The 19,826-nt window shown below is 37.7% G+C and carries 18 protein-coding genes, 1 pseudogene and 1 riboswitch; of the genes and pseudogenes, 10 read left to right on the forward strand and 9 right to left on the reverse strand.

Going from position 1 to position 19,826, the window contains the following annotated elements:
- Position 1: 1 nt before the first annotated feature.
- Complete coding sequence (locus ABE099_RS16880; RefSeq protein ID WP_430032249.1) at positions 2-1,171, reverse strand: MFS transporter; 1,170 nt, start codon at positions 1,169-1,171, stop codon at positions 2-4.
- A gap of 268 nt (positions 1,172-1,439) precedes the next feature.
- Positions 1,440-1,545, reverse strand: a riboswitch (purine riboswitch).
- A gap of 218 nt (positions 1,546-1,763) precedes the next feature.
- Between ABE099_RS16880 and ABE099_RS16885 the strand changes: the two genes are divergently transcribed.
- The 5 genes from ABE099_RS16885 to ABE099_RS16905 all read left to right on the forward strand — a co-directional run bounded on the left by ABE099_RS16885 (position 1,764) and on the right by ABE099_RS16905 (position 6,990).
- On the forward strand, positions 1,764-2,546 hold the full coding sequence (locus ABE099_RS16885) for an amino acid ABC transporter substrate-binding protein (RefSeq protein WP_430032250.1): 783 nt from the start codon (positions 1,764-1,766) through the stop codon (positions 2,544-2,546).
- Positions 2,547-2,611: 65 nt separating this feature from the next.
- Positions 2,612-3,271, forward strand: coding sequence for an amino acid ABC transporter permease (locus tag ABE099_RS16890; RefSeq protein ID WP_210087543.1), 660 nt, complete (start codon positions 2,612-2,614; stop codon positions 3,269-3,271).
- A 113-nt stretch (positions 3,272-3,384) separates the two neighbouring features.
- Positions 3,385-4,128 carry an amino acid ABC transporter ATP-binding protein gene (locus ABE099_RS16895; RefSeq protein ID WP_430032251.1) on the forward strand — a complete coding sequence of 248 codons (744 nt, stop codon included), beginning with the start codon at positions 3,385-3,387 and terminating at the stop codon, positions 4,126-4,128.
- Positions 4,129-4,200: 72 nt separating this feature from the next.
- Positions 4,201-5,388: an SGNH/GDSL hydrolase family protein gene (locus tag ABE099_RS16900; RefSeq protein ID WP_430032252.1), complete on the forward strand. Its 1,188-nt coding sequence runs from the start codon at positions 4,201-4,203 to the stop codon at positions 5,386-5,388.
- 246 nt (positions 5,389-5,634) lie between these two features.
- A complete protein-coding gene (locus tag ABE099_RS16905; protein WP_430032253.1) occupies positions 5,635-6,990 on the forward strand; it encodes a dicarboxylate/amino acid:cation symporter in 1,356 nt (451 codons plus the stop codon).
- Between the two features lie 220 nt (positions 6,991-7,210).
- On the opposite strand, the gene fabV is transcribed toward ABE099_RS16905, so the two are convergent.
- The 4 genes and pseudogenes from fabV to ABE099_RS16925 form a co-directional block, all read right to left on the reverse strand.
- Positions 7,211-8,401 (reverse strand): enoyl-ACP reductase FabV, encoded by a 1,191-nt coding sequence (fabV, locus tag ABE099_RS16910; protein ID WP_430032254.1) that lies wholly within the window; start codon positions 8,399-8,401, stop codon positions 7,211-7,213.
- A gap of 51 nt (positions 8,402-8,452) precedes the next feature.
- Entirely contained in the window at positions 8,453-9,169 is a 717-nt protein-coding gene (locus ABE099_RS16915) for an HAD family hydrolase (protein ID WP_430032255.1), read from the reverse strand.
- Between the two features lie 62 nt (positions 9,170-9,231).
- The gene (locus tag ABE099_RS16920; RefSeq protein WP_430032256.1) at positions 9,232-9,885 is read right to left on the reverse strand and encodes an endonuclease III domain-containing protein; all 654 of its coding nucleotides are present in this window, start codon (positions 9,883-9,885) and stop codon (positions 9,232-9,234) included.
- 387 nt (positions 9,886-10,272) lie between these two features.
- Positions 10,273-11,001: pseudogene (locus ABE099_RS16925) on the reverse strand (HAD-IIB family hydrolase); the annotation flags it as partial.
- Positions 11,002-11,148: 147 nt separating this feature from the next.
- On the opposite strand from ABE099_RS16925, the gene ABE099_RS16930 reads away from it, so the two are divergent.
- Positions 11,149-11,625: a hypothetical protein gene (locus ABE099_RS16930; protein ID WP_430032257.1), complete on the forward strand. Its 477-nt coding sequence runs from the start codon at positions 11,149-11,151 to the stop codon at positions 11,623-11,625.
- A 52-nt stretch (positions 11,626-11,677) separates the two neighbouring features.
- Here the strand turns inward: ABE099_RS16930 and ABE099_RS16935 are convergent, their stop codons facing one another.
- Both ABE099_RS16935 and ABE099_RS16940 read right to left on the reverse strand, forming a co-directional pair.
- Positions 11,678-12,118 (reverse strand): threonine/serine exporter family protein, encoded by a 441-nt coding sequence (locus ABE099_RS16935; protein ID WP_430032258.1) that lies wholly within the window; start codon positions 12,116-12,118, stop codon positions 11,678-11,680.
- 22 nt (positions 12,119-12,140) lie between these two features.
- Complete coding sequence (locus ABE099_RS16940) at positions 12,141-12,905, reverse strand: threonine/serine exporter family protein (protein ID WP_430032259.1); 765 nt, start codon at positions 12,903-12,905, stop codon at positions 12,141-12,143.
- A 178-nt stretch (positions 12,906-13,083) separates the two neighbouring features.
- Between ABE099_RS16940 and ABE099_RS16945 the strand changes: the two genes are divergently transcribed.
- The 4 genes from ABE099_RS16945 (at position 13,084) to ABE099_RS16960 (ending at position 18,503) form a co-directional block, all read left to right on the forward strand.
- Positions 13,084-14,187: a GGDEF domain-containing protein gene (locus ABE099_RS16945; protein WP_430032260.1), complete on the forward strand. Its 1,104-nt coding sequence runs from the start codon at positions 13,084-13,086 to the stop codon at positions 14,185-14,187.
- On the forward strand, positions 14,184-15,116 hold the full coding sequence (locus ABE099_RS16950) for a LysR family transcriptional regulator (protein ID WP_430032261.1): 933 nt from the start codon (positions 14,184-14,186) through the stop codon (positions 15,114-15,116). The genes ABE099_RS16945 and ABE099_RS16950 overlap by 4 nt, the downstream gene beginning before the upstream one ends.
- A 15-nt stretch (positions 15,117-15,131) precedes the next feature.
- Positions 15,132-16,250, forward strand: a complete 1,119-nt coding sequence (locus ABE099_RS16955; RefSeq protein ID WP_430032262.1) for a 5-methyltetrahydropteroyltriglutamate--homocysteine S-methyltransferase — start codon at positions 15,132-15,134, stop codon at positions 16,248-16,250.
- A 357-nt stretch (positions 16,251-16,607) separates the two neighbouring features.
- A complete protein-coding gene (locus tag ABE099_RS16960; protein WP_430032263.1) occupies positions 16,608-18,503 on the forward strand; it encodes an ATP-binding protein in 1,896 nt (631 codons plus the stop codon).
- Between the two features lie 9 nt (positions 18,504-18,512).
- Here the strand turns inward: ABE099_RS16960 and ABE099_RS16965 are convergent, their stop codons facing one another.
- Positions 18,513-18,758, reverse strand: a complete 246-nt coding sequence (locus ABE099_RS16965; protein ID WP_430032264.1) for an NHLP leader peptide family RiPP precursor — start codon at positions 18,756-18,758, stop codon at positions 18,513-18,515.
- A gap of 80 nt (positions 18,759-18,838) precedes the next feature.
- Positions 18,839-19,777, reverse strand: a complete 939-nt coding sequence (locus ABE099_RS16970) for a hypothetical protein (protein WP_430032265.1) — start codon at positions 19,775-19,777, stop codon at positions 18,839-18,841.
- Positions 19,778-19,826: the final 49 nt, after the last annotated feature.

Here is a 19,826-nt window from a genome sequence, read left to right on the forward strand (position 1 = left end):
TTTAGCTTTGCTTCGAGACCGTTAATGTTGACTTGCGTGTTAGGGAATATACTGCAAATACAGCTGCTACGATGATAATTCCTCCACCAAAGTAGGCGTTGCTTGCGACAGAGTTTGTTTGATCAAGCACCATTCCGCCAAACAACGAACCTAGCGCAATCCCGATTTGTAATGCTGAATAGTTAAAGCTTTGCTGGATATCCGAAGATTCAGGTGCATATTTAATAAGATAGCTTTGTTGTGCTGGTGATAATGCCCAGCTTAAAATTCCCCATATAAATAATACAAAAGTAAAAACATATAAATGAATCGTTGACCAAGGTAATACAAACATAACTGCAATAAAGGTACCTACAATGATAAGAATACTTTTTGTTGATCCAAGCTTATCTGATAAAATCCCACCGATCAATCCTCCACTAACTGCGGCGATACCAAATAGGAAATAAGAAATACTAACTTGGAATGAGTCCAAATGAAGCAATGTTTCCATAAATGGTGTTAAATAAGCATACACCGTATAATGACCTGCTAATGTTAAGGCAGTCACAATATGAGCGCTAGCAATTTTAGGATTACGTAATGATTTCAATTGTGTTTTTAGTGGTACGGTTTGTTCAGTCATATGAATTGGCTCAAGGAAAAATTGTACAGTCATCATTGCTACTAGTGTTAAAATCGCAATAATGAAAAATAGCATTCTCCAGCTAATATATTCACCTGACATGACGCCAAGTGGTACACCAAGCACAATCGCCGAGCTTACGCCCATCGAAATTACACCAATTACTCTAGCTTGAAAATTTTTTGGAACAAGCTTTACTGCAATTGTAAGTGACAACGTAACGATTAGAGAGCCACTTGTTGCAGTGATGATACGAGATATAAAAAGGACAGCATAGCTAGGACTCCATGCGGCAAGGAAGCAACCTAATGTAAAAATAAGCATGGAAGAGATGTATAGCTTTTTGCGTTCAATTTTACCCGTCAATGCAAGTAAAGTAGGTCCCGCAATCGCGTACATTAAGGCATAAATCGTAATAAGCTGTCCTGTCATACTCAGTGATACGTCAAGGTCTTTGGCAATCGTAGGCAGCAAACCACCGATAATAAGCTCAACAAGACCAACAGTAAATGTAGCAATCGTAAGTACATAAATTTTTAAGTTCATAATTTAGCTTTATCCTCCTATATAGCATTTCCATTTTTTTGTTTTGTAGCAAAAGGATATTAAAACCATAATCAGCGTTACATTTTGAAGGATGCTTCCATCGCCCTTAAATCTGAATTTCCTTAAATTATGAATAAGGTAGAATTTCAGATTTTAAAAGCGAACGCTCACGCTTGTCCACATTCCTTCAAAACTTCACTGTAGCCAATCAAGAAGTTTAACAACCTAAAACTGCTACACAACAAAAAAATCCTGACCGAAAGAAAAAATGCAGACGCATTTTACTTGTAGTCAGGATTTAAAATGATTGGTTCCTGGTAGAGACCCTCAAACCATATTATTGAGGTTATACAAATATTAAATTATAAAAGAGTTAATAGTGTTCAGCTGGCACAATAGCCATTTTATCTAAAATTTTGTTTTTATTCAAGAGGAATTTAAAAACAATCTAACAAACGCTCGACTCTTATATGTGAATATGGTATCATGGAACTCTGATAACGTATTAACGAACTAAAGCGTTTTGTAGAAATACTTTAAACTAATTTTCTACTGACTATTAACATTATAAAAGCACTTGGGGGAGAAAAAGATGAATAAGAAATTAACATGGATGAGTGTACTTATAGTTGTATTATTAATTACCGTGGTGGGATGTGGAAACAGTAATAAAGCAGGCAAACAAGGCGATAAAATTGTTATTGGAATTGACGACAAGTTTGCACCGATGGGCTTTAGAGACGACAACAATGAAATTGTTGGCTTTGACATTGATTATGCAAAGGCAGCGGCAAAGGCAATGGGGGTAGAAGCGACCTTTCAGCCAATTGATTGGAAAACAAAGGAATCTGAATTGTTAAGTGGTCGTATTGATTTGATTTGGAATGGCTATACAATTACAGATGAGCGTAAGCAAAAGGTGTTGTTTACTAAGCCTTATTTGAAAAATAGTCAAGTGATCGTCACCTTAACGGATTCTTCCATCAACTCTATTAATGATCTTGCTGGTAAAAAGGTAGGTTTGCAGTCCTTATCCTCTGCGTCAGATGCGTTAGATGCAAATGCAATTAAGTCTCAAGTTGCTAATGTTTCAGAGTTTCCAGATAATGTGCTAGCATTAAGTGATTTAAAAACAAAACGAATCGATGCGGTTGTCATTGATGAGGTTGTAGCTAGATACTATTTGTCTAAAGACACTGCTAGCTTTAAAATACTAGATGAAGCACTAGCACCAGAGGAATATGGCATTGGCGTGAAGAAAGGAAATGAGCAGTTATTAAATAACCTACAGGCTGCTTTAGACAAAATCAACGCAGACGGAACTTCCGCTGAAATCTCAAAAAAATGGTTTGGTGAAGATAAAATTTTAAAATAAGCGGCATAATTTTGAGCTTAATTAAAACCGGAGCAAGCTTCCGGTTTTTGTTTATGAAGGGGAATGTGAATATGGATTACATTACAAAGATTATTGGACCCATGCTTGAGGGAGCACAAACTACTGTTTTATTATTTTTCATTTGTATTATTAGCTCAATCCCATTAGGATTTTTAATTACGTTAATGGCAAATAGCAAGGTGAAGCCAGTCTCATGGTTTGCGCATTCGTTTATTTATGTCATGCGTGGCACACCACTATTACTGCAAATGTTGTTTTTTTGTTATGGTTTGCCCGTTTTACCTGTCGTTGGCGAATATTTGATTATGGATCGCTTCCTTGCCGCAGGCTTAGCTTTTGTATTGAACTATGCGGCTTATTTCGCAGAAATTTTTCGTGGGGGTCTCCTTGCAGTGGACGGTGGGCAATATGAAGCTGCGAAAGTGTTAGGCTTAAGCAAGTTTCAAACGATGACACGCGTCATTATTCCGCAAATGTTTCGAGTAGTCATTCCTTCTGTTTCTAATGAATCTATTACGTTGATTAAGGATACTGCGTTACTATACGCGGTGTCTGTCCCAGATTTATTACATTATGCTTTAACTGCAGTAAATCGTGACTTTTCAATTGCTCCATTTTTTATAGCTGCTGTTATTTATCTATTGATGACACTAGTGTTAACGATTCTTTTTAAATGGTTGGAAAAGAAGTTTAAATTCCAGTAAGCTAACTGTAGGCAAGCAGTAGTAAGTTTTAGGTGAGCTTTAAGTAAATTGAAGATAGTAGACCGTTCCGGTTTAATTTAAATCTAGTGAATATATTGAGGGAATGAAGTGTTATGACATTAATAGACGTGAATAATTTACAGAAATCATTTGGTAAGCTTGAGGTGTTAAAAGGCATATCATTTGAGGTTCAGCCGAGTGAGGTCATTGCGATTATTGGTCCTTCTGGCTCTGGGAAAAGCACGATGCTGCGAAGCTTAGTCCACCTAGAGCAAGTAAACTGGGGAACGATCAGTATTGGTGATCAGGATTTGGTTAAGGACGGAAAATATAGTTCTAATGAAATTATAAAATCGATTACAGCTAGAATGGGTATGGTTTTTCAGCACTTTAATTTGTTTCCACATCTGACTGTACTGGGAAATCTGGAATTAGCTCCACGTATGCTAAAGCGTGCTAGTCAAGAAGAGATTCAGGCTCAAGCGATCTCAATGCTTGGTAAGGTAGGACTTTCAGATAAAAGAGATGTGTATCCTTCGAATCTATCTGGTGGACAAAAACAACGGGTAGCCATTGCAAGAGCATTAATGCTGAACCCAGAAATTTTACTGTTCGATGAGCCTACGTCAGCCCTAGATCCAGAGTTAACGGGTGAAGTGCTACAGGTGATGAAGCAGCTTGCTAGTGAAAATATGACGATGCTAATTGTGACGCATGAAATGGGATTTGCAAGAGAGGTTGCTGATCGCATTTTATTTATGGCGGATGGCGAAATTATTGAAGCGGGAACACCTGAGCAAATCTTTAATCATCCACAACATCAACGTACAAAAACTTTCTTAAATCGACTTCTGTAGTTATGTCGCAGTCGTTATAATAGTAGAGTATAAGTTAAATTTTGTTATCGCTTATCGGAAGGGGTTACAGCAATGACCAACCTTAACAATCAACCTGATTACAGCAATATGCCGATGCATCATGGCTTTACTTCTGCGATTGTAACATCCACTACTGCGAATCAGATTATGGTGTGTGATGGGCCTTTTACACATACTTATCGGACCTATGTTAAGCTCAGAGAAGAAGGAAACCTAAAGCTGAAATTTTGGCATAATAATGCCATTGATTCAACTTGGGATCAAGGACAAGTGACACGTGCAAGCGACCTAGGAGGGGAATGGACTATTATATCTGCTTATGTTGCAGATGGAGGTACAGAGCCAAATGGGGAAATTATAGCAGATTCATCAGTACAGCTTACATTTGAAGGGGAGTCCTCCAAAGAAGTGTTAGCTGGTGAGTATTTTTGTTCGGATGAAGCCTTGTTTCATTTGCCAGAGGATCATTATTTAGCCTTTACATGGACGATTTCTACTAAAAAAGCAGGCAGATCCTTTACATACAATGTGGAAGGGATGCTTGTGACTGGCTATGATGGCGAAGGTGATTTATCTTTAGTAGATTCTGCAAAGGGATTTACATTATCGGAAAACAAGCTTGTTTTTCCTAGTTTTTTGGGTTATGAAAAGCACGTGGATAAGCAGGTTGTTTTTCTAGGTGACTCCATTACTCAAGGTGTAAGAACAGAGCGCGATCAATATGAGTATTGGGTAGCTAGAATTGCCAACGCATGGGGAACTAACATTGGGGTATGGAATTTAGGATCTGGTTGGGGAAGAGCATATGATGTGGCAACAAACGGATCATGGCTGCATAAAGCGAAGCAAGGTGATGAACTGATCGTATGCCTAGGTGTGAATGATATTGACATTGGACAGCGAAGTGCAGAGCAATTACTAACAGATTTGAGTTATATCGTGTCAGAAGTTAAAACACACAATCCTGCAATCAAGGTTATTTTGTTTACCGTTCCTACCTTTAATTTTTCTGAGGAAAGAGAAGGTGTGTGGCGTCTAGTTAACAAAAAAATTTGTGAATGTCCACCTGTTGGTGTTGATGAAGTATTTGATATTGCACAAGTTTTATCACAACCTGTACCACTGGATCATTTGCAACAGCCACATTTTATGAGCTCAGAGTTTGACCCACATCCAAATGGGATAGCAGGTAAGGCAATCGCTGATGCTTTTTTGCAGTGGTATGAAAGCGAAAAATAAACAGCCAACAATCTAAAAATTATGAATTAAATCAGTAATTTTTTAAATCTATAATTTGTAACTCTGCTAAGCTATTGCGGCTAGGGCAGGGTTATTTTTATTGCGTGGGAAATTAAAATTTACAAATAGAGTCACATCAGAAAATTTATGTTGCACATTTACATATTTTATTATATATTATTTCCGAGTTAATCAATGTGTTTTATTGTATATAATTTAGGAGAAGTAAGGGGATGAGTACTAGAGATGAATAACAACTTATTAACAGCTCTACAAGATAACTGGATTACGTTGCTTATTTCTGCGGTTGTAATTGTGGGGTTAATTTACTTAGCTAAAAAGCGAGTTGGCTTTGGTACAAGAGTTATGATTGCGCTAGGAGCGGGCTTAGGTGCGGGCTTGTTGTTCAATTCCTTTGCGTGGGCGTTTGAAGGCGTAAGCACGATTGGTTCTATTTATGTAAATTTAATACGAATGATTGTTATTCCTTTAGTATTTGTTTTAGTCGTGAACAGTATTATTTCAATTACGAATATTGCGTTTCTAAGAAAGATCGGAATTAAAACGATTAGTTGGTTTCTAGCCACAACAGGGATTGCTGCTATTATTGGTTTAACTGTAGCGTTACTCATTAATCCTGCTGGCTCGTTTGAAGCGAGTACACCTCAAGGGTTTGAAGCGCGTGAAATACCAAGCTTTTTTCAGGTTATTTTAGATCAGCTTCCTAACAATCCAATTCAAGATGCAGCAAATGGCAAAGTGCTACCTATCCTCATATTTGGTTTATTTATTGCAGTTGCAATTGTAAAGGTAGGGGCGAAGAAGCCTGAGGCAGTAGAGCCTGTGAAGGCACTATTTGCTTCTCTGACAGAGGTTTTACATCAGGTGGTAAAATTCGTACTCCGCTTTACGCCATATGGTGTGTATGCTCTGATTGCGGCGATGGCAGCACGTTATGGTTGGGAGACGTTAGAGCCACTTATTTGGCTAATTATCGTTAGCTATATTGCACTCATTATCCATTTTGTATTTGTTTTTGGTGGATTAATTTCTGGCGTTGGCAAGCTAAATCCATTTCAATTTTTTAAAAAGGCTTATCCAACGATTGCCGTTGCTTTTTCTACAAGAAGCAGCTACGCTACACTTCCCGTTAATCTTGAGGTTTTAACGAAGCGAGTGGGTGTATCCTCTCGTATTGCTAGCTTTGTTGCACCACTAGGCGCAACGATGAATTTTAATGGCTGTGGAGGCATATGGCCTGCTATTGTAGCTGTATTTGTTTCCAACGTGTATGGCGTTCCGTTAAGTGTGACGGATTATGTTCTTATTGTTGTGGTAAGTGTCATTTCATCCATTGGGGTAGCTGGTGTACCTGGACCCGCTTCGATCTCTACGACCGTTGTTTTAACAGCGCTTGGTTTGCCACTTGAAGGGATTGCACTTGTTGTAGCTGTAGAGTCGTTGATTGACATGGGACGCACTGCGGTAAATGCAACGGGTACAACGGTGGTTGCGACATTGATTGCCAAGTCTGAAAATGAGTTGGATGAAGGGGTTTATCAGCGCAAGGATACAGAGCTGGAGTTAACGAGTGCGGTATAAGCAGATGGGTAAAATGAACTTTTAAATTGAAATAAAGAGTTAAATTGAAGAGTTATCTTTATGAGAATATAAAATAGAGATATTGAAAAGGTGTAATAAAGAAGAAGCTACTCCTGTTAGGGGTAGCTTCTGTAGGTTTCTAACGCTTTTTTAGAGTAGTTTAGGTTAATATACATGCTCAGTGTGTCAGTCTCATTAAACTACACTAAATTAAATTAGCTTAGATTAGATTTGGAATAGAAACCTCTGTATCCAAGTCTTCTTCGTAATCCACACCTTCCGTTTCAAAGCCAAACAATTGGAAAAATTCCTGTGTATAGCCTTTAAGGTCAGTAATGTCATAGATGTTATGTGAATTTACTTCTTCCCATAGCTTCGCGACCTCGGCTTGGACCTCGTCACGCATTTCAAGATCATCAATGCGGATTCTTCCTGCTTCATCGACTGGCGTAGTCCCTTGAGCATATAAATGCTGTGAGAATAGGCGGTACATTTGCTCTATGCAACCTTCGTGAATACCTTCTCGCTTCATCACCTTATACAATGCTGCAATGTAAAGGGGAACAACTGGAATGGCTGAGCTGGACTGAGTTACAAGAGCCTTACTGATCACAACATGTGCTCTACCGCCACCAGAGGATAATTCAGTATGGAGATGTCTAGCTGTTGCCTCTAAATGTTCCTTTGCTTGCCCAATCGTTCCTTCACGATAAATCGGTGTTGTAATTGCAGGGCCAATATAAGAAAACGCAATCGTGGTTGCATTTGCTGCTAATACGCCACCTTGCTTCAAGGCATCCATCCAAAGCTGCCAATCCTCACCGCCCATAACCGTAACGGTATCCTTTATTTCCTGCTCGGTTGCTGGCTCAAGCGTGACTTGCGACACTTCACCTGTATGGAAATTTACGGTTTTATTTTGATAGGGCTCCCCAATTGGCTTTAAGGCAGAATTAGAGGTCTCACCTGTTGCTGGATTGGTACGGCGTGCTGTAGCGACGCTATAGATGACTAGATCAATTTGCCCAAGCTCCTTCGCAATAAGCTCAACTGTTTTTTGCTTCGTCTCATCACTAAATGCATCCCCAGTTACACTGTATGATTTTAAGCCTTGTGCTTGTGCCATTTGTTCAAAGGCGGCCGAATTATACCAGCCTGCCGAAGCTGTTCTGCCAGAGGTTGGTGTACTTTGACGATATACGCCAACGGTATTTGCACCTGCACCAAAAGCAGCAACGATGCGTGAGGCAAGACCATAGCCTGCTGATGCACCGACGACAAGTACGTTTTTAGGCCCATTTACTGTAGGCTGTGACCGCACATATTTGATTTGCTCTTCTACCTGTTTGGCACAACCTTTTGGGTGTGCAGTTGTACAAATAAATCCACGTGTTCTAGGTTTAATAATCATCGTAAATTCCTTTCTATGTTACAGTGTGCTTTTTACCTTTGAGCCTTTATTTTAACGTTTTTTCTGCTCAATTAGAAGATGATGTAACTCATCATAGCTTTTCACTTCAAAATGAGGGCGGTGATTAGTCGCAGGCTGTACATTTCGATGATTAAACCATACCGATTTCCAACCTGCATCAAGAGCACCTATAACATCGTTACGCCAAGAGTCACCAATATAATAGCAATAAGCAGGTATTAGCTCTATTTTATTAGCAACATGATCAAAAATACCAATATCAGGTTTTGTATAACCAACATCCCCAGACACAAAGATTGCATCTAATGGAATAAATGCCTTGAGGTTTAGCGCCTCTATTTTTTTCATCTGATGGGACAGAGGACCATTCGTAATGATTCCAACAAAAATAGAATCGGATTGTAATGCTTCAATCAGTTCCTTAGCACCTGTAAACAGCTCAATCTCAAACTGCTTATTATAATAGGCTTGTTGCACAGCAGCAGCCTGCTCTTCCGATAAATCAAGCCCAAATTCCTTTAATGCTGATCTAAAACGCCCATGACGTAGCTGACTTAGCTCTGGTTCAGTGGTTGGTGTTCCACCAAACTGGTCAGAGAGCAGATCACTGTAATAGCGCATACGATGATAAGCTTTTTCATAGGGGAAATCTGCGGGAGTATGCAAAGTTTGCATAAGTGCCCCTTGAAACGGAGCAAGATGGTCATATAAAGTATCATCTAGATCAAAAAATACGGCTTGTATCATTTTATTTGGTTAGCACTCCTTTGGTTGAAGTCTTGAAGCCACATCTTGTCACTGTCTAGCTATTACAATAAGAGGGTATCCCCGTTTAAAAAAGAGGTAGCCCATTTATCTTTATTTCCTAAATATAATTTACCAAATTCATCAATGAGACCATGGAACTCCTGTGCCTGCTCTAATGTAAAATCTGTCTTGAGGTCAACGACAGCCTTGAGTTTTTTGTAATCGGAGCACTGCTGAATCCCCAATTGATTAAACAACTTTTGTGCATATTTATCGGCAATGAACTCCACTCTATCAAACACATATAGGAGTAGGACATCCGCTGTTTCATCCCCAATTCCGAACATCTGCAGCAGTTGTACCCGAAGCTGATCATTATAGGTATGATTAATTTTGTGCAAATCGAAATCGTATTGCTTTAACCAAGCATACATCTCAGCGATTGCTCTGCTCTTATTTTTATAAAAACCACTTGGCGTAATAGCATCTTGTAACACAGGGAATGGCAAAGTCGCGATGTGTTGTGGTGAAAACTGCGTTAATTGTTTTAAATTATGAAGTGAACGAACGACGTTGTTCCAATTCGTATTTTGAACTAAGATTGCTCCTAAAATAATTTCCCATTTACTATCCGCAGGCCACCAGCCTTGGGGCCCCATCAGGGTAAGCATTTTATCAAAAAGCTGCTTTAGCGTTAATTGCAAAGGATCACTCATTTCTTATATATCAATTTCATTTAGGTTAAGCTGAATACCGTATAAAGCATCCTCCCGAAGCTCTGGTTCTATTTTTTCAATATGCTCAGCCAAATAACTCAATGGTTTTGTAGCATACTCAGTGAGTAGCTGTAAAATATCCTCTTTTACTTCCTTACTATGACGCTCGAATAAATGTTTTTCTAAAATTAAAGTGATTTCATCATGATTAGGTAAGTGATAACCGTAATAAGGATCTAATAACTTGTCTAAGCAAAATAATATGTTACGCTTTTCGGCATTGTTTTGTGATTTCAAAAAAGAATCAATTTGATCAGTGCCAGAGGTAGCTATTTGCTGATGATGTGAAGTGTAGGTAATATAGGTTACGCCTTGATTTAAAATCAAATCAATTTGCTGTACAATTTTTTCCTCATTGGCAGGTATACTGGCGGAGGCATAAGGTGCTAGGTGGTCATGATGACCTACCATGATTGCCTGTTTTGCATGCTGAAACATTGTTATATCATTAATATCATTACCAAAAGCAATATAGCTTTGTTCAAGGATACCTATTTTTTGTAATGCATACCACTTATTTATCCCTGAAGGACTAATATCAATCAGATTTTCATCAGTATACGTATGAACCATAATATCATGCTCTGCTAACTTTTGTTTGAGAGCCTCACTATCATTTGCACTTAAAATAAGTATTTTTACAATATTTTTTAATTGTTGGAGCTCTCTTTTTTTTGCTAATTTATGTGTGTCCAAATTATTCAGAATGGGGTGATTTAACGGACCAGTGTATGCGTAATCCCAGTCTGAATCAATTAAATATGTTGCTTGATGTTCAGCTAGTAATTGCTCTAAAAAGTGACGTAATTCAGGTTGAAATGTCCCAGCATGTAGCGTTGCTCCTTTTTTAAATATCAGAGCCCCATTTCCTCCAATAAGAGTGTGCTGGTGAAATCTAGAATGAAGGACAGGCAACATATCACGCACAGGTCTTGCAGAAGCGAATATAACCTCATGCCCATGCTCCTTTAATTGCTCAAGCTTAGTTAGAATCAACTCGGAGACTGGCTGTCCTTTAAAGCAAATGGTCCCGTCTAAATCAAACACAAAAATCATAATAAATTCCACCTCAACTCTACGATACAATAATATGTCTTAATTATGGCTCAATTTTTAAATCAGAGCTATATTTTAATATGACTAGGATTAATCATACTATTCCGATATAATATATTTATTACTTGATGTCAGGAGTGAAGTGTAATGAGCCAAGAACAACGGATACGGCTATCTCAATGGGATGCGTTATTGTTGGAATCTTTACGTGCTTTAGGATGGTCAAATGAACAATTAATAGAACAAATCACGAATGGTGATTTCCCAGAGGATCATAGTAAATATGAATTTAAATATGAACCACTACAGCAGCTTGCAGAGCAGCAACCTGAACAGTTGAGACAAGCTATTCAGCAAGGCTATCAAATTAAATTCAATACTGTAGGTGGAATTCGTTCTTGGGTGGATGTGGCTTTACATAAAACCGTAGAGCTGATTGAGGTGGATGGCTTGTTTAATATTAAAGCTTCCTTGACTTCAGAAGAGCAACAACGCTTAGCCAGTGTATTGTCTTATGGATGGGTGATTCAGCCAATAGCTGAGCGGGAAGAGATAGTAGGAGAGGAAGGAGCGGAAGAAGTATCCTCTTTATATCTAATTAAGCCACTTTCCCAAGTTAGCTAAGTCAGATATATGCTCACTTCAATCTCTAGATCATCGGAATGATCCCCATAAATTACTGTGATCTTTTAACTAATTTGCGAGTAATAATCTGATTAAGCACTTCAGATAAAATTAAACCAATCGCAATCGAACCAGACATCAAAAAAGCGCCAGCAGCTAATTGAACTGCTTCGTTATAGTTATTTTCCACAAATCTGCGCATGGCATCGTAAGCAAGCCCGCCTGGAACAAGGGGGATAATCCCTGCTACACTAAAAATAATGACGGGTTTTTTCTGATAACGTGCACAGATTTGACCTACAATACCAACAATAAAGGAGGATGCCACAATGGAAAACATGGCATCCATTTCTGTTTTTAATAAAATATAGGCAGCCCAGCTTAACATACCCGATAAGCCACATAATAAAAGGCTTTTTTTAGGTGCATTAAACAAAACCGCAAATGCGGCTGAGGCGATAAAGCTGGTGATCAACTGTACAATAAATGTCATTTCTTAATCGTAACCTCTCTATTTAAAAAATAGTAAAGCCCACGGCGATGCCAGCTCCGATCGCAAAAGCAGTCAAAAATGCCTCTGCCCCACGAGATAAACCTGATACAAGATGTCCTGCCATTAAGTCTCTTACTGCATTCGTAATTAATAAGCCAGGAACTAAAGGCATGACTGAGCCGATAATAATTTTATCCAGTTCTTTGCCGATTCCAATGTGAACAAGTAGCATAGCTAACAAGCCTAGCAGAAAAGAAGCAGTAAATTCAGCAAAAAACTTCACCTTAACGAGTTTGTGAAAAGCAATAAACGTTGCAAAAGCCAATCCTCCACTTAATACACTAGGTAAGAAGTCGATATACCCACCTTGAAACATAAGCGTGAAGCAACCGCTTGAAATGGCTGCACCAGCGACTTGGATAGAAACGGGATAAGCATGCTTGGCTGCTTCAATTTCCATTAGCATATGGTGAGCTGTAAGCGATGACACGACCCCACTACTTAATTTGCGGGAAACGTCATTGACGGCTGCTACCTTTTGTAGATCTGTTGTGCGTTCTGCAATGCGAATAAGCTTTGCTACGCCAGTTTCTTCTAATTGAAACATAATTCCTGTTGGTGTAACGTAGGTTTGGCAATTGGCAATGCCCATTGCATTAGCCATACGTGCCATTGTATCTTCAACCCTGTAGGTTTCAGCTCCACTTTGTAGCATAATTTTACCCGCAAGCAGACATAACTGTGCGGGATCCTCGATTGTGGAAGCGTGAGCCGTATCCTGACTCATGATTCTCATCCTTTACAATAATTAATTTTCAAAACACATTATAACATGATCCATGACGATCTTATACATAATAAGCACTCACGATCTTATTTGCTTTTTTGATTTTTCTATAATTATTTACTCTAATATATCTTTTTTGTGATATGCTAAAAAAAATTGCACAATGTGAGGGACATAAATGTTTCAAAGCTTTATAAACAACTTTACGATGTTAACTGCATTTTTATTTTTTGGAAACTTAATTCGTACGAAATATTTGGTCTCACAACATAGGTCCAAGAAAATGAGTCGATATGTGATTGGTGTTTTTTTAGGTTTTCTTGGCGTTATCCTCATGCATTTTTCCTTCCCGATTCATGATAGGTGGATCACCGATTTTAGGCAACTTCCGATTTTGGTTTCAGCATGTTTAACTGGGTTTCCAGGTGCAATCGTTACATCAATCATTATTTTTGTTTACCGCCTATTTTTTTTCACAAATGGATTACTCGTTTCCCTTGCAGCCTTCATTAATATTATGGTTGCTTTAGTTGTTGGAGTTCTGATGCTTCATCGCTCACGCTTCGAATTGTGGAGATGGCTCGCTGCATTATCTGCTTCTGTGCTGTCTACAAGTATTGTGTTTTCATTGATTTCTAAGGATTTCACCATAGAAATTATCATCATTTATGAAAGTGTATTTTCGCTTTCTGGCTTATTTACGCGTTCTATGTTGCAATATTTAAAACGTTCTGATGATCATTTATGGTTAATGCAAGAGCATGCGGAACGAGACTTTTTGACGGGATTGTACAATTCAAGAGCGTTTGATGGTCAGATGCAAAAAACGATTACAAACGCAATTGAAGAGAAAAGTTACTTTAGTGTGCTGTTACTGGATATTGATCATTTCAAACGTGTTAACGATACGTATGGACATCCAGCAGGGGATAAAGTGCTTACGTCATTAGCTAACATTTTAAAGAAGCAGTTTAACATTGATCATCTCATCGCTCGTAAGGGTGGAGAAGAATTTGTAGTGATTGTGAATCGCTATACAAGTACAGAAGCGAATGACATTGGGGAGCAGTTACGACAGGCAGTGGAAAACTATAATTTTGTTTTATCTGATGGACAACTGATTCATATTACCATTTCTATTGGGATTGCTTGTTATCCACAAATTAGTTCCGATAAACTGATAGATATGGCGGATCAAGCATTATATTTAGCAAAACAATCAGGCAGAAATTGTGTTCGGATGTTTTCAGACTTATATGTAAGGGAGAAGGTGATGCTGTGACTTTACAACAATTAAAGTATGCTATTGAAATTGCAAATTGTGGTTCAATGAACGAGGCAGCCAAACGTTTGTTTATTTCGCAGCCTAGTCTTTCCAACGCAATTAAAGAATTAGAAAACGAGCTAGGTATCGTTATTTTTGAACGTAGCAATCGAGGAATTATTACATCTGAGGCAGGGATTGAATTTCTTGGTTATGCAAGACAAGTGATTGAACAGATGGAATTTATGGAAAGCCGATATAAAGGGGAGCAATTTAGAGGGGTTCAGTTCTCTATGTCCACACAACATTACCCATTTGTCGTTGATGCTTATGTGCGTTTGCTCCAAAGCTATGACGCAGAGGAATACAACCTCGTTTTGCGGGAAACACGTACCCTTGATATCATCGAGGATGTACGTTCCTTACGTAGTGATATTGGTGTGTTGTATATTAATGAACAAAATGCCAAAGTGATGAACAAGCTTTTTAGTGACCATCACCTGAAATTTACACCATTATTAAATGCAAGTCCTCATATTTATGTATGCTCACAACATCCTTTGGCTGATAAGGAAGAACTAACGATGGAGGATGTCGCTCCTTATCCGTATTTGTCTTTTGAGCAAGGAGAGCAACATTCCCTTAATTTTATTGAGGAAATTGTACGTACGGTTCAACCCGCTAGAAGTATAAAGGTGAGTGATCGTGCGACATTACGGGATATTTTACTTGGTACACAAGGATATACGATTGGGACAGGCCTGCTAACGTCGGATTTAACGGGTTCAGAGTTGAGATCGATCCCACTTTTAATTGAACAAGCTGCAACGATTGGCTGGATTGCCCACAAAGATATTCAACTTGGTGACATTGCCAAGCGTTATATTGATATTTTGAATGATATTGTAACAGAAGTACAATTTAATTATAATTATTGGTTGCTGTAATAATGGGAGGTAATTATGAACGACTTTAGTCAAGCGAAGCCTAGAAGTATCCCGCCCTTTAGATATGATATTGTAGGTAGCTTTTTGCGACCGATCGAGCTTAAGCATGCACGCAGGTTATTTGAAGAAGGACAGCTAAGTGAAGCTCAGTTAACAGAAGTAGAAGATGAACACATCTCAGCCTTAATTAAGAAGCAAAAGGAAATGGGACTGTTGGCAGTTACTGATGGTGAATTTCGCCGATCGTGGTGGCATCTCGATTTCTTCTGGGGAATTGGAGGAACACAAAAGGTAGAAATGAAGCAAACGGTTAGTGTAGCAGGGATGCAAACAAAACCTCAAAGCTTTGAAATTGTAGACAAATTGACCTATAAGACACATCCGATGGTGGCTCATTTTAAACAGCTACGCCAGCTTGCAGGAGACTATCCTGTAAAATTTGCGATACCTTCCCCAAGCCTTTTTCATTTTGTTAGCTTACAGCATGGCAATAAGGTTTATGATAGCGCCGAGCAATTTAAAGCCGATATTGTTGCAGTATATCAAGCTGCCATCCAGGATTTTTACGATGCAGGGTGTAGATATTTACAATTAGATGATACAGCATGGGGGAATTTGTGTAGCAGCAGACATCGGATCCACTTAAAGGCTCAGGGCTATGATCCAGATCAATTAGTGAAGGATTATGTTCAAATGTTAAATGAGAGCATTGCTAATCGTCCTGACGATATGGTCATTACGCTTCACGTCTGTCGTGGTAATTTGCATTCAACTTGGTTTGCTTCTGGTGGTTATGAGCCTGTCGCAGAACAGTTATTTGGACAAGTTAAGGTCGATGGCTTTTTCCTTGAATATGATAACGAACGTTCGGGTGGCTTTGAGCCGCTAAAATATATTAAAGACCAACAGGTCGTCTTAGGGCTTGTTACAACTAAGCATGGTGGCTTGGAAAGTAAAGAAATGTTAAAGGCGCGTATCGCAGAAGCAGCTAACTACGTAGATATTAATCAGCTTTGTCTAAGCCCACAATGTGGTTTTGCTTCGTCAGAAGAAGGAAATATTTTAACAGAGGAAGAGCAATGGGACAAAATTAAGTTAGTGGTAGAGACGGCAAAAGAGGTGTGGGGGGAATAATCAACTCGCCTCATTAAATTACAACTAAATCCAATACAAATTTAATATAGGCTGTTGTTGCGATATGTAGCGACGGCCTATTTGTTTATATTTTGTCTCATTTCTAATGATTTTCAGTACAAAAATAAATAATTTTGTTGTCGCACCTGCCTTTCGCGTTTATGCTAGTATAGTAACCTATTCGTATATTTCCAACATTACATATTCTTTCTAGCAAAATTAATCAATAAATCACGTTAACATAATATATAGCAGGCATACACTGCATCTAAGGTTTGAAATTAATTAAAGGTGATTTGGACAGTGATATTGAAGTTTACACGATCCTAATATTTTATTGGCAGGGGTGCTGAAGTAATGAAAGCTTTTTATAAAGCTTCGATTGTGATTGTGGTTGTATTAACCATTATTTTTTATTGGGACTTATTAAAGAATACAAGTTCTGCTCCAGTAGAACATCATGTTATAGATCAAATAGAAATGACTTGGGTAGATAAATTTGATGTAAACATTAGCAAGGCACAACTAGAGGGTTTACCTGATTGGGAGCAATATAGTACAAAAAAGGCTCAGTTCAACAAACCTTATGGAGATTCCTCACAATGGATTCGCATTAAAATCCCAGATATTGATGTCAACTCTATGGCTATACTTTTTGAGAAAATATACGGCTATCATGTTGTAATAAAATACGAAGATAAAATACTATACGAGGCAAATAGAGATTTCAATTATGAAATTGTTAAAGTGTTAGTGCCGCTGGCCAACAATGGGAATGATGACTATTTTTATTTAGGATTACAGTCCAAAAATAGAATTGGAATCCAAGATCAGATCATCGTGGGTGACTACTTTCAATTGGAACATGTGTATATTAATAGTAGCAATGCAGATTATATTTTAGGTTCAGCACTTATCTTTATTTCTATTATTATGTTGTGTTGTTCATTTTTCTTGAATACGGTTCATAAAAAGAGCTGGATTTCATTATGTGCACTAATATTTTGTAGTGGTATTATTATGATCACATATAATCCTTTTCTGTACACAATGTATGAGAAATATGGCAAGCTATATGTTGCATTATTTGATATGTCATTATATATTTTATTACCTGCGTTTACTATTTTCTTTGAAAGCACATTTGGACAAGGTTATAAATCAATTACAAAAAAATTGCGACAATTTCAAGTTTTTTATTTTACGCTTTGTATATTTTTAATGATAATAAATGAACTGTCTAATTATAAAATATATCCAATTTACAGAATCATATCAGCAAATTTAGTTGGTTATATTATGATTGTTCAATTTATTATTTTAATAAGCTCAGTTGTTGTGTATGTATTACAAAGAAATAAAGATGCGATTATATTTGCGATAGGATTTATGATTCTTGCTATTTTAGGTGTAGGAGAATTAATATGGTTTTATTTTAGATCAGGGTATTATGATTTATTTTTATGGAAGTGGGGAGTATTAAGCTTTTTGACCTCACTGATCATTATTTTGGGAAGACAGTTTGCTGAAAACCATCGTCGAGTTGTTGAATATTCTAGACAACTTGAACTGTTTAATAATGAACTACAGCGTTCAGAGAAGATGGAGATCATTAGTGAGTTAGCAGCATCTGTTGCACACGAAGTACGTAATCCTTTACAGGTTACAAGAGGGTTTCTTCAATTGGTTGCTGAGAAGCAAGAGAATTCCGATAAAGTGTATTTAAATATGGCTTTAGATGAATTGGATCGTGCATCTGGGATTATTACAGATTTCCTTACCTTTGCAAAACCAGAGGTTGGGAAAAATACGACCTTAAATATTTTAGATGAATTTATTCATATTGAAGGGATTCTCATTCCAATGGCGAATCTGCAAGGCGGTAATATTACAGTAAACATTCCGAGGAATTTATACATTATTGGTAATTCCTCTAAATTCAAACAAGCGTTTGTGAATATAATAAAAAATAGTATTGAATCATTACATGATGAAGGCGATATTCAGCTTTGGGCGTACGAAAATAAAAATCGTATTTTTATTCATATCAAAGATAATGGAGAAGGTATGAGTGAGGATGTATTAGCTAGATTGGGAGAGCCCTATTTCTCAAACAAAACAAAAGGGACCGGATTAGGATTAATGGTCACGATGCGGATTATTGAAGTGATGAGTGGAACTATTCAGTTCAAAAGTAAATTGGGGGTAGGTACTGAAGTAATTATCAGTTTCCCCTCTACAGTACCTACCTAAATATTTAACCTAAACGCCCCATACTGCTTGGGGCTTTACTTCTGATTTCATAACCTCAGAGGGATTTTGGGGTAAAACAAAATATACTTCATCTGAATTTTCTTCAACGGCTTTCACAGTGATGTGGTCTGGTAAAATAACACCTAAAACTTCCTGTAAAACTTTTTTTGGATTTTCTAATAGCCTTGCTTTGAAACTCGGATCTTGCCATGCCCTTTGAATAACTTCGTTGTGTAGTAGGGTACCTGTTGTCATAAAAATCACCCTTTCTATAACTTATAAGTTAATATTGACAAGGAAAGTATATCACATTTTGTAGCACGTTTCTAGCAATTTTATCTATTTTTAGCAATCAAATATGATAAACCACCACTTTGTAACAATAAACGATCTTTTGCGATTTGTGATCCTGCTTCAGTAAGGTTTTCAAATAAAAACTTATGAAATAAAATGAGATCTGGTGCATATTGCTGAATGGTTATGATCTGTTTATGATGGCTAACCGCAATCTCTGCATATTTCACAAGAATGTCTTGGACAAATAACGCTTGTTTAATTTCTTCTACATTAGGTCTCCGACTTTGAGGGATATTAAGCTCTGCTTGTATCATCGAAAGCAAGCAATTGTAACTACCCTCTTTCAAATCTTTTTCCCAATCCTCATAATCATCTAGCATTTGTAGTGTTAGCAATACCAAATCAACTGCGTCTTCGATCTGCACAATCAATGTGCTATTTGTACAGTGCGTTACAAACATTGAGCCTACAATCGCTACTTTTACAGGGGATGCCTTGTGAGCAAGTAGAATCGGATCGGTCTGGAAATAATCATGCTCGCTTTCCTCTGTAACTGCTTCGGCCCATTCGACTATGTATTGTTTGTAGTAAGACCAAAATGGCGAATCATAGGGGAAATACTTACTATAAATTGTGTGAAACTCCAAGTAAATTAAATCGGCTAACGGTAATTGGTATTTAGAAGGCTTTATAGGCTGGTCCATAATTTCGTCAATTAAATGGTAATACATCATGCCAAAAATGTTAGCCACTGCAAAGTCACGTGTAGCTGTCATATTCACATTAAAATAATTTTGTAGCCAATAAGGAAGTAAGTAACAAATGTAATTTTTTGAACGTTTGTGTTTAAGTGCATGGAATTTATCCAAGTATTCTAAGGCCTGTTTGTTAAAGCTTGGTGGTAGGGTACTCAAGATTTGTGCTGCTTGGTTGAAGGCGAGATCTAGTTCTTTTTCATAATTGGACAACCAAATCATAGTAAAAATCTCCTGCTTTCGTTTGGTTTTAGTCCGACTTTGTACGTAG

It is taken from the genome of Paenibacillus turicensis (assembly GCF_050461185.1).
GTDB classification, from domain to species: domain Bacteria; phylum Bacillota; class Bacilli; order Paenibacillales; family Paenibacillaceae; genus Fontibacillus; species Fontibacillus turicensis_A.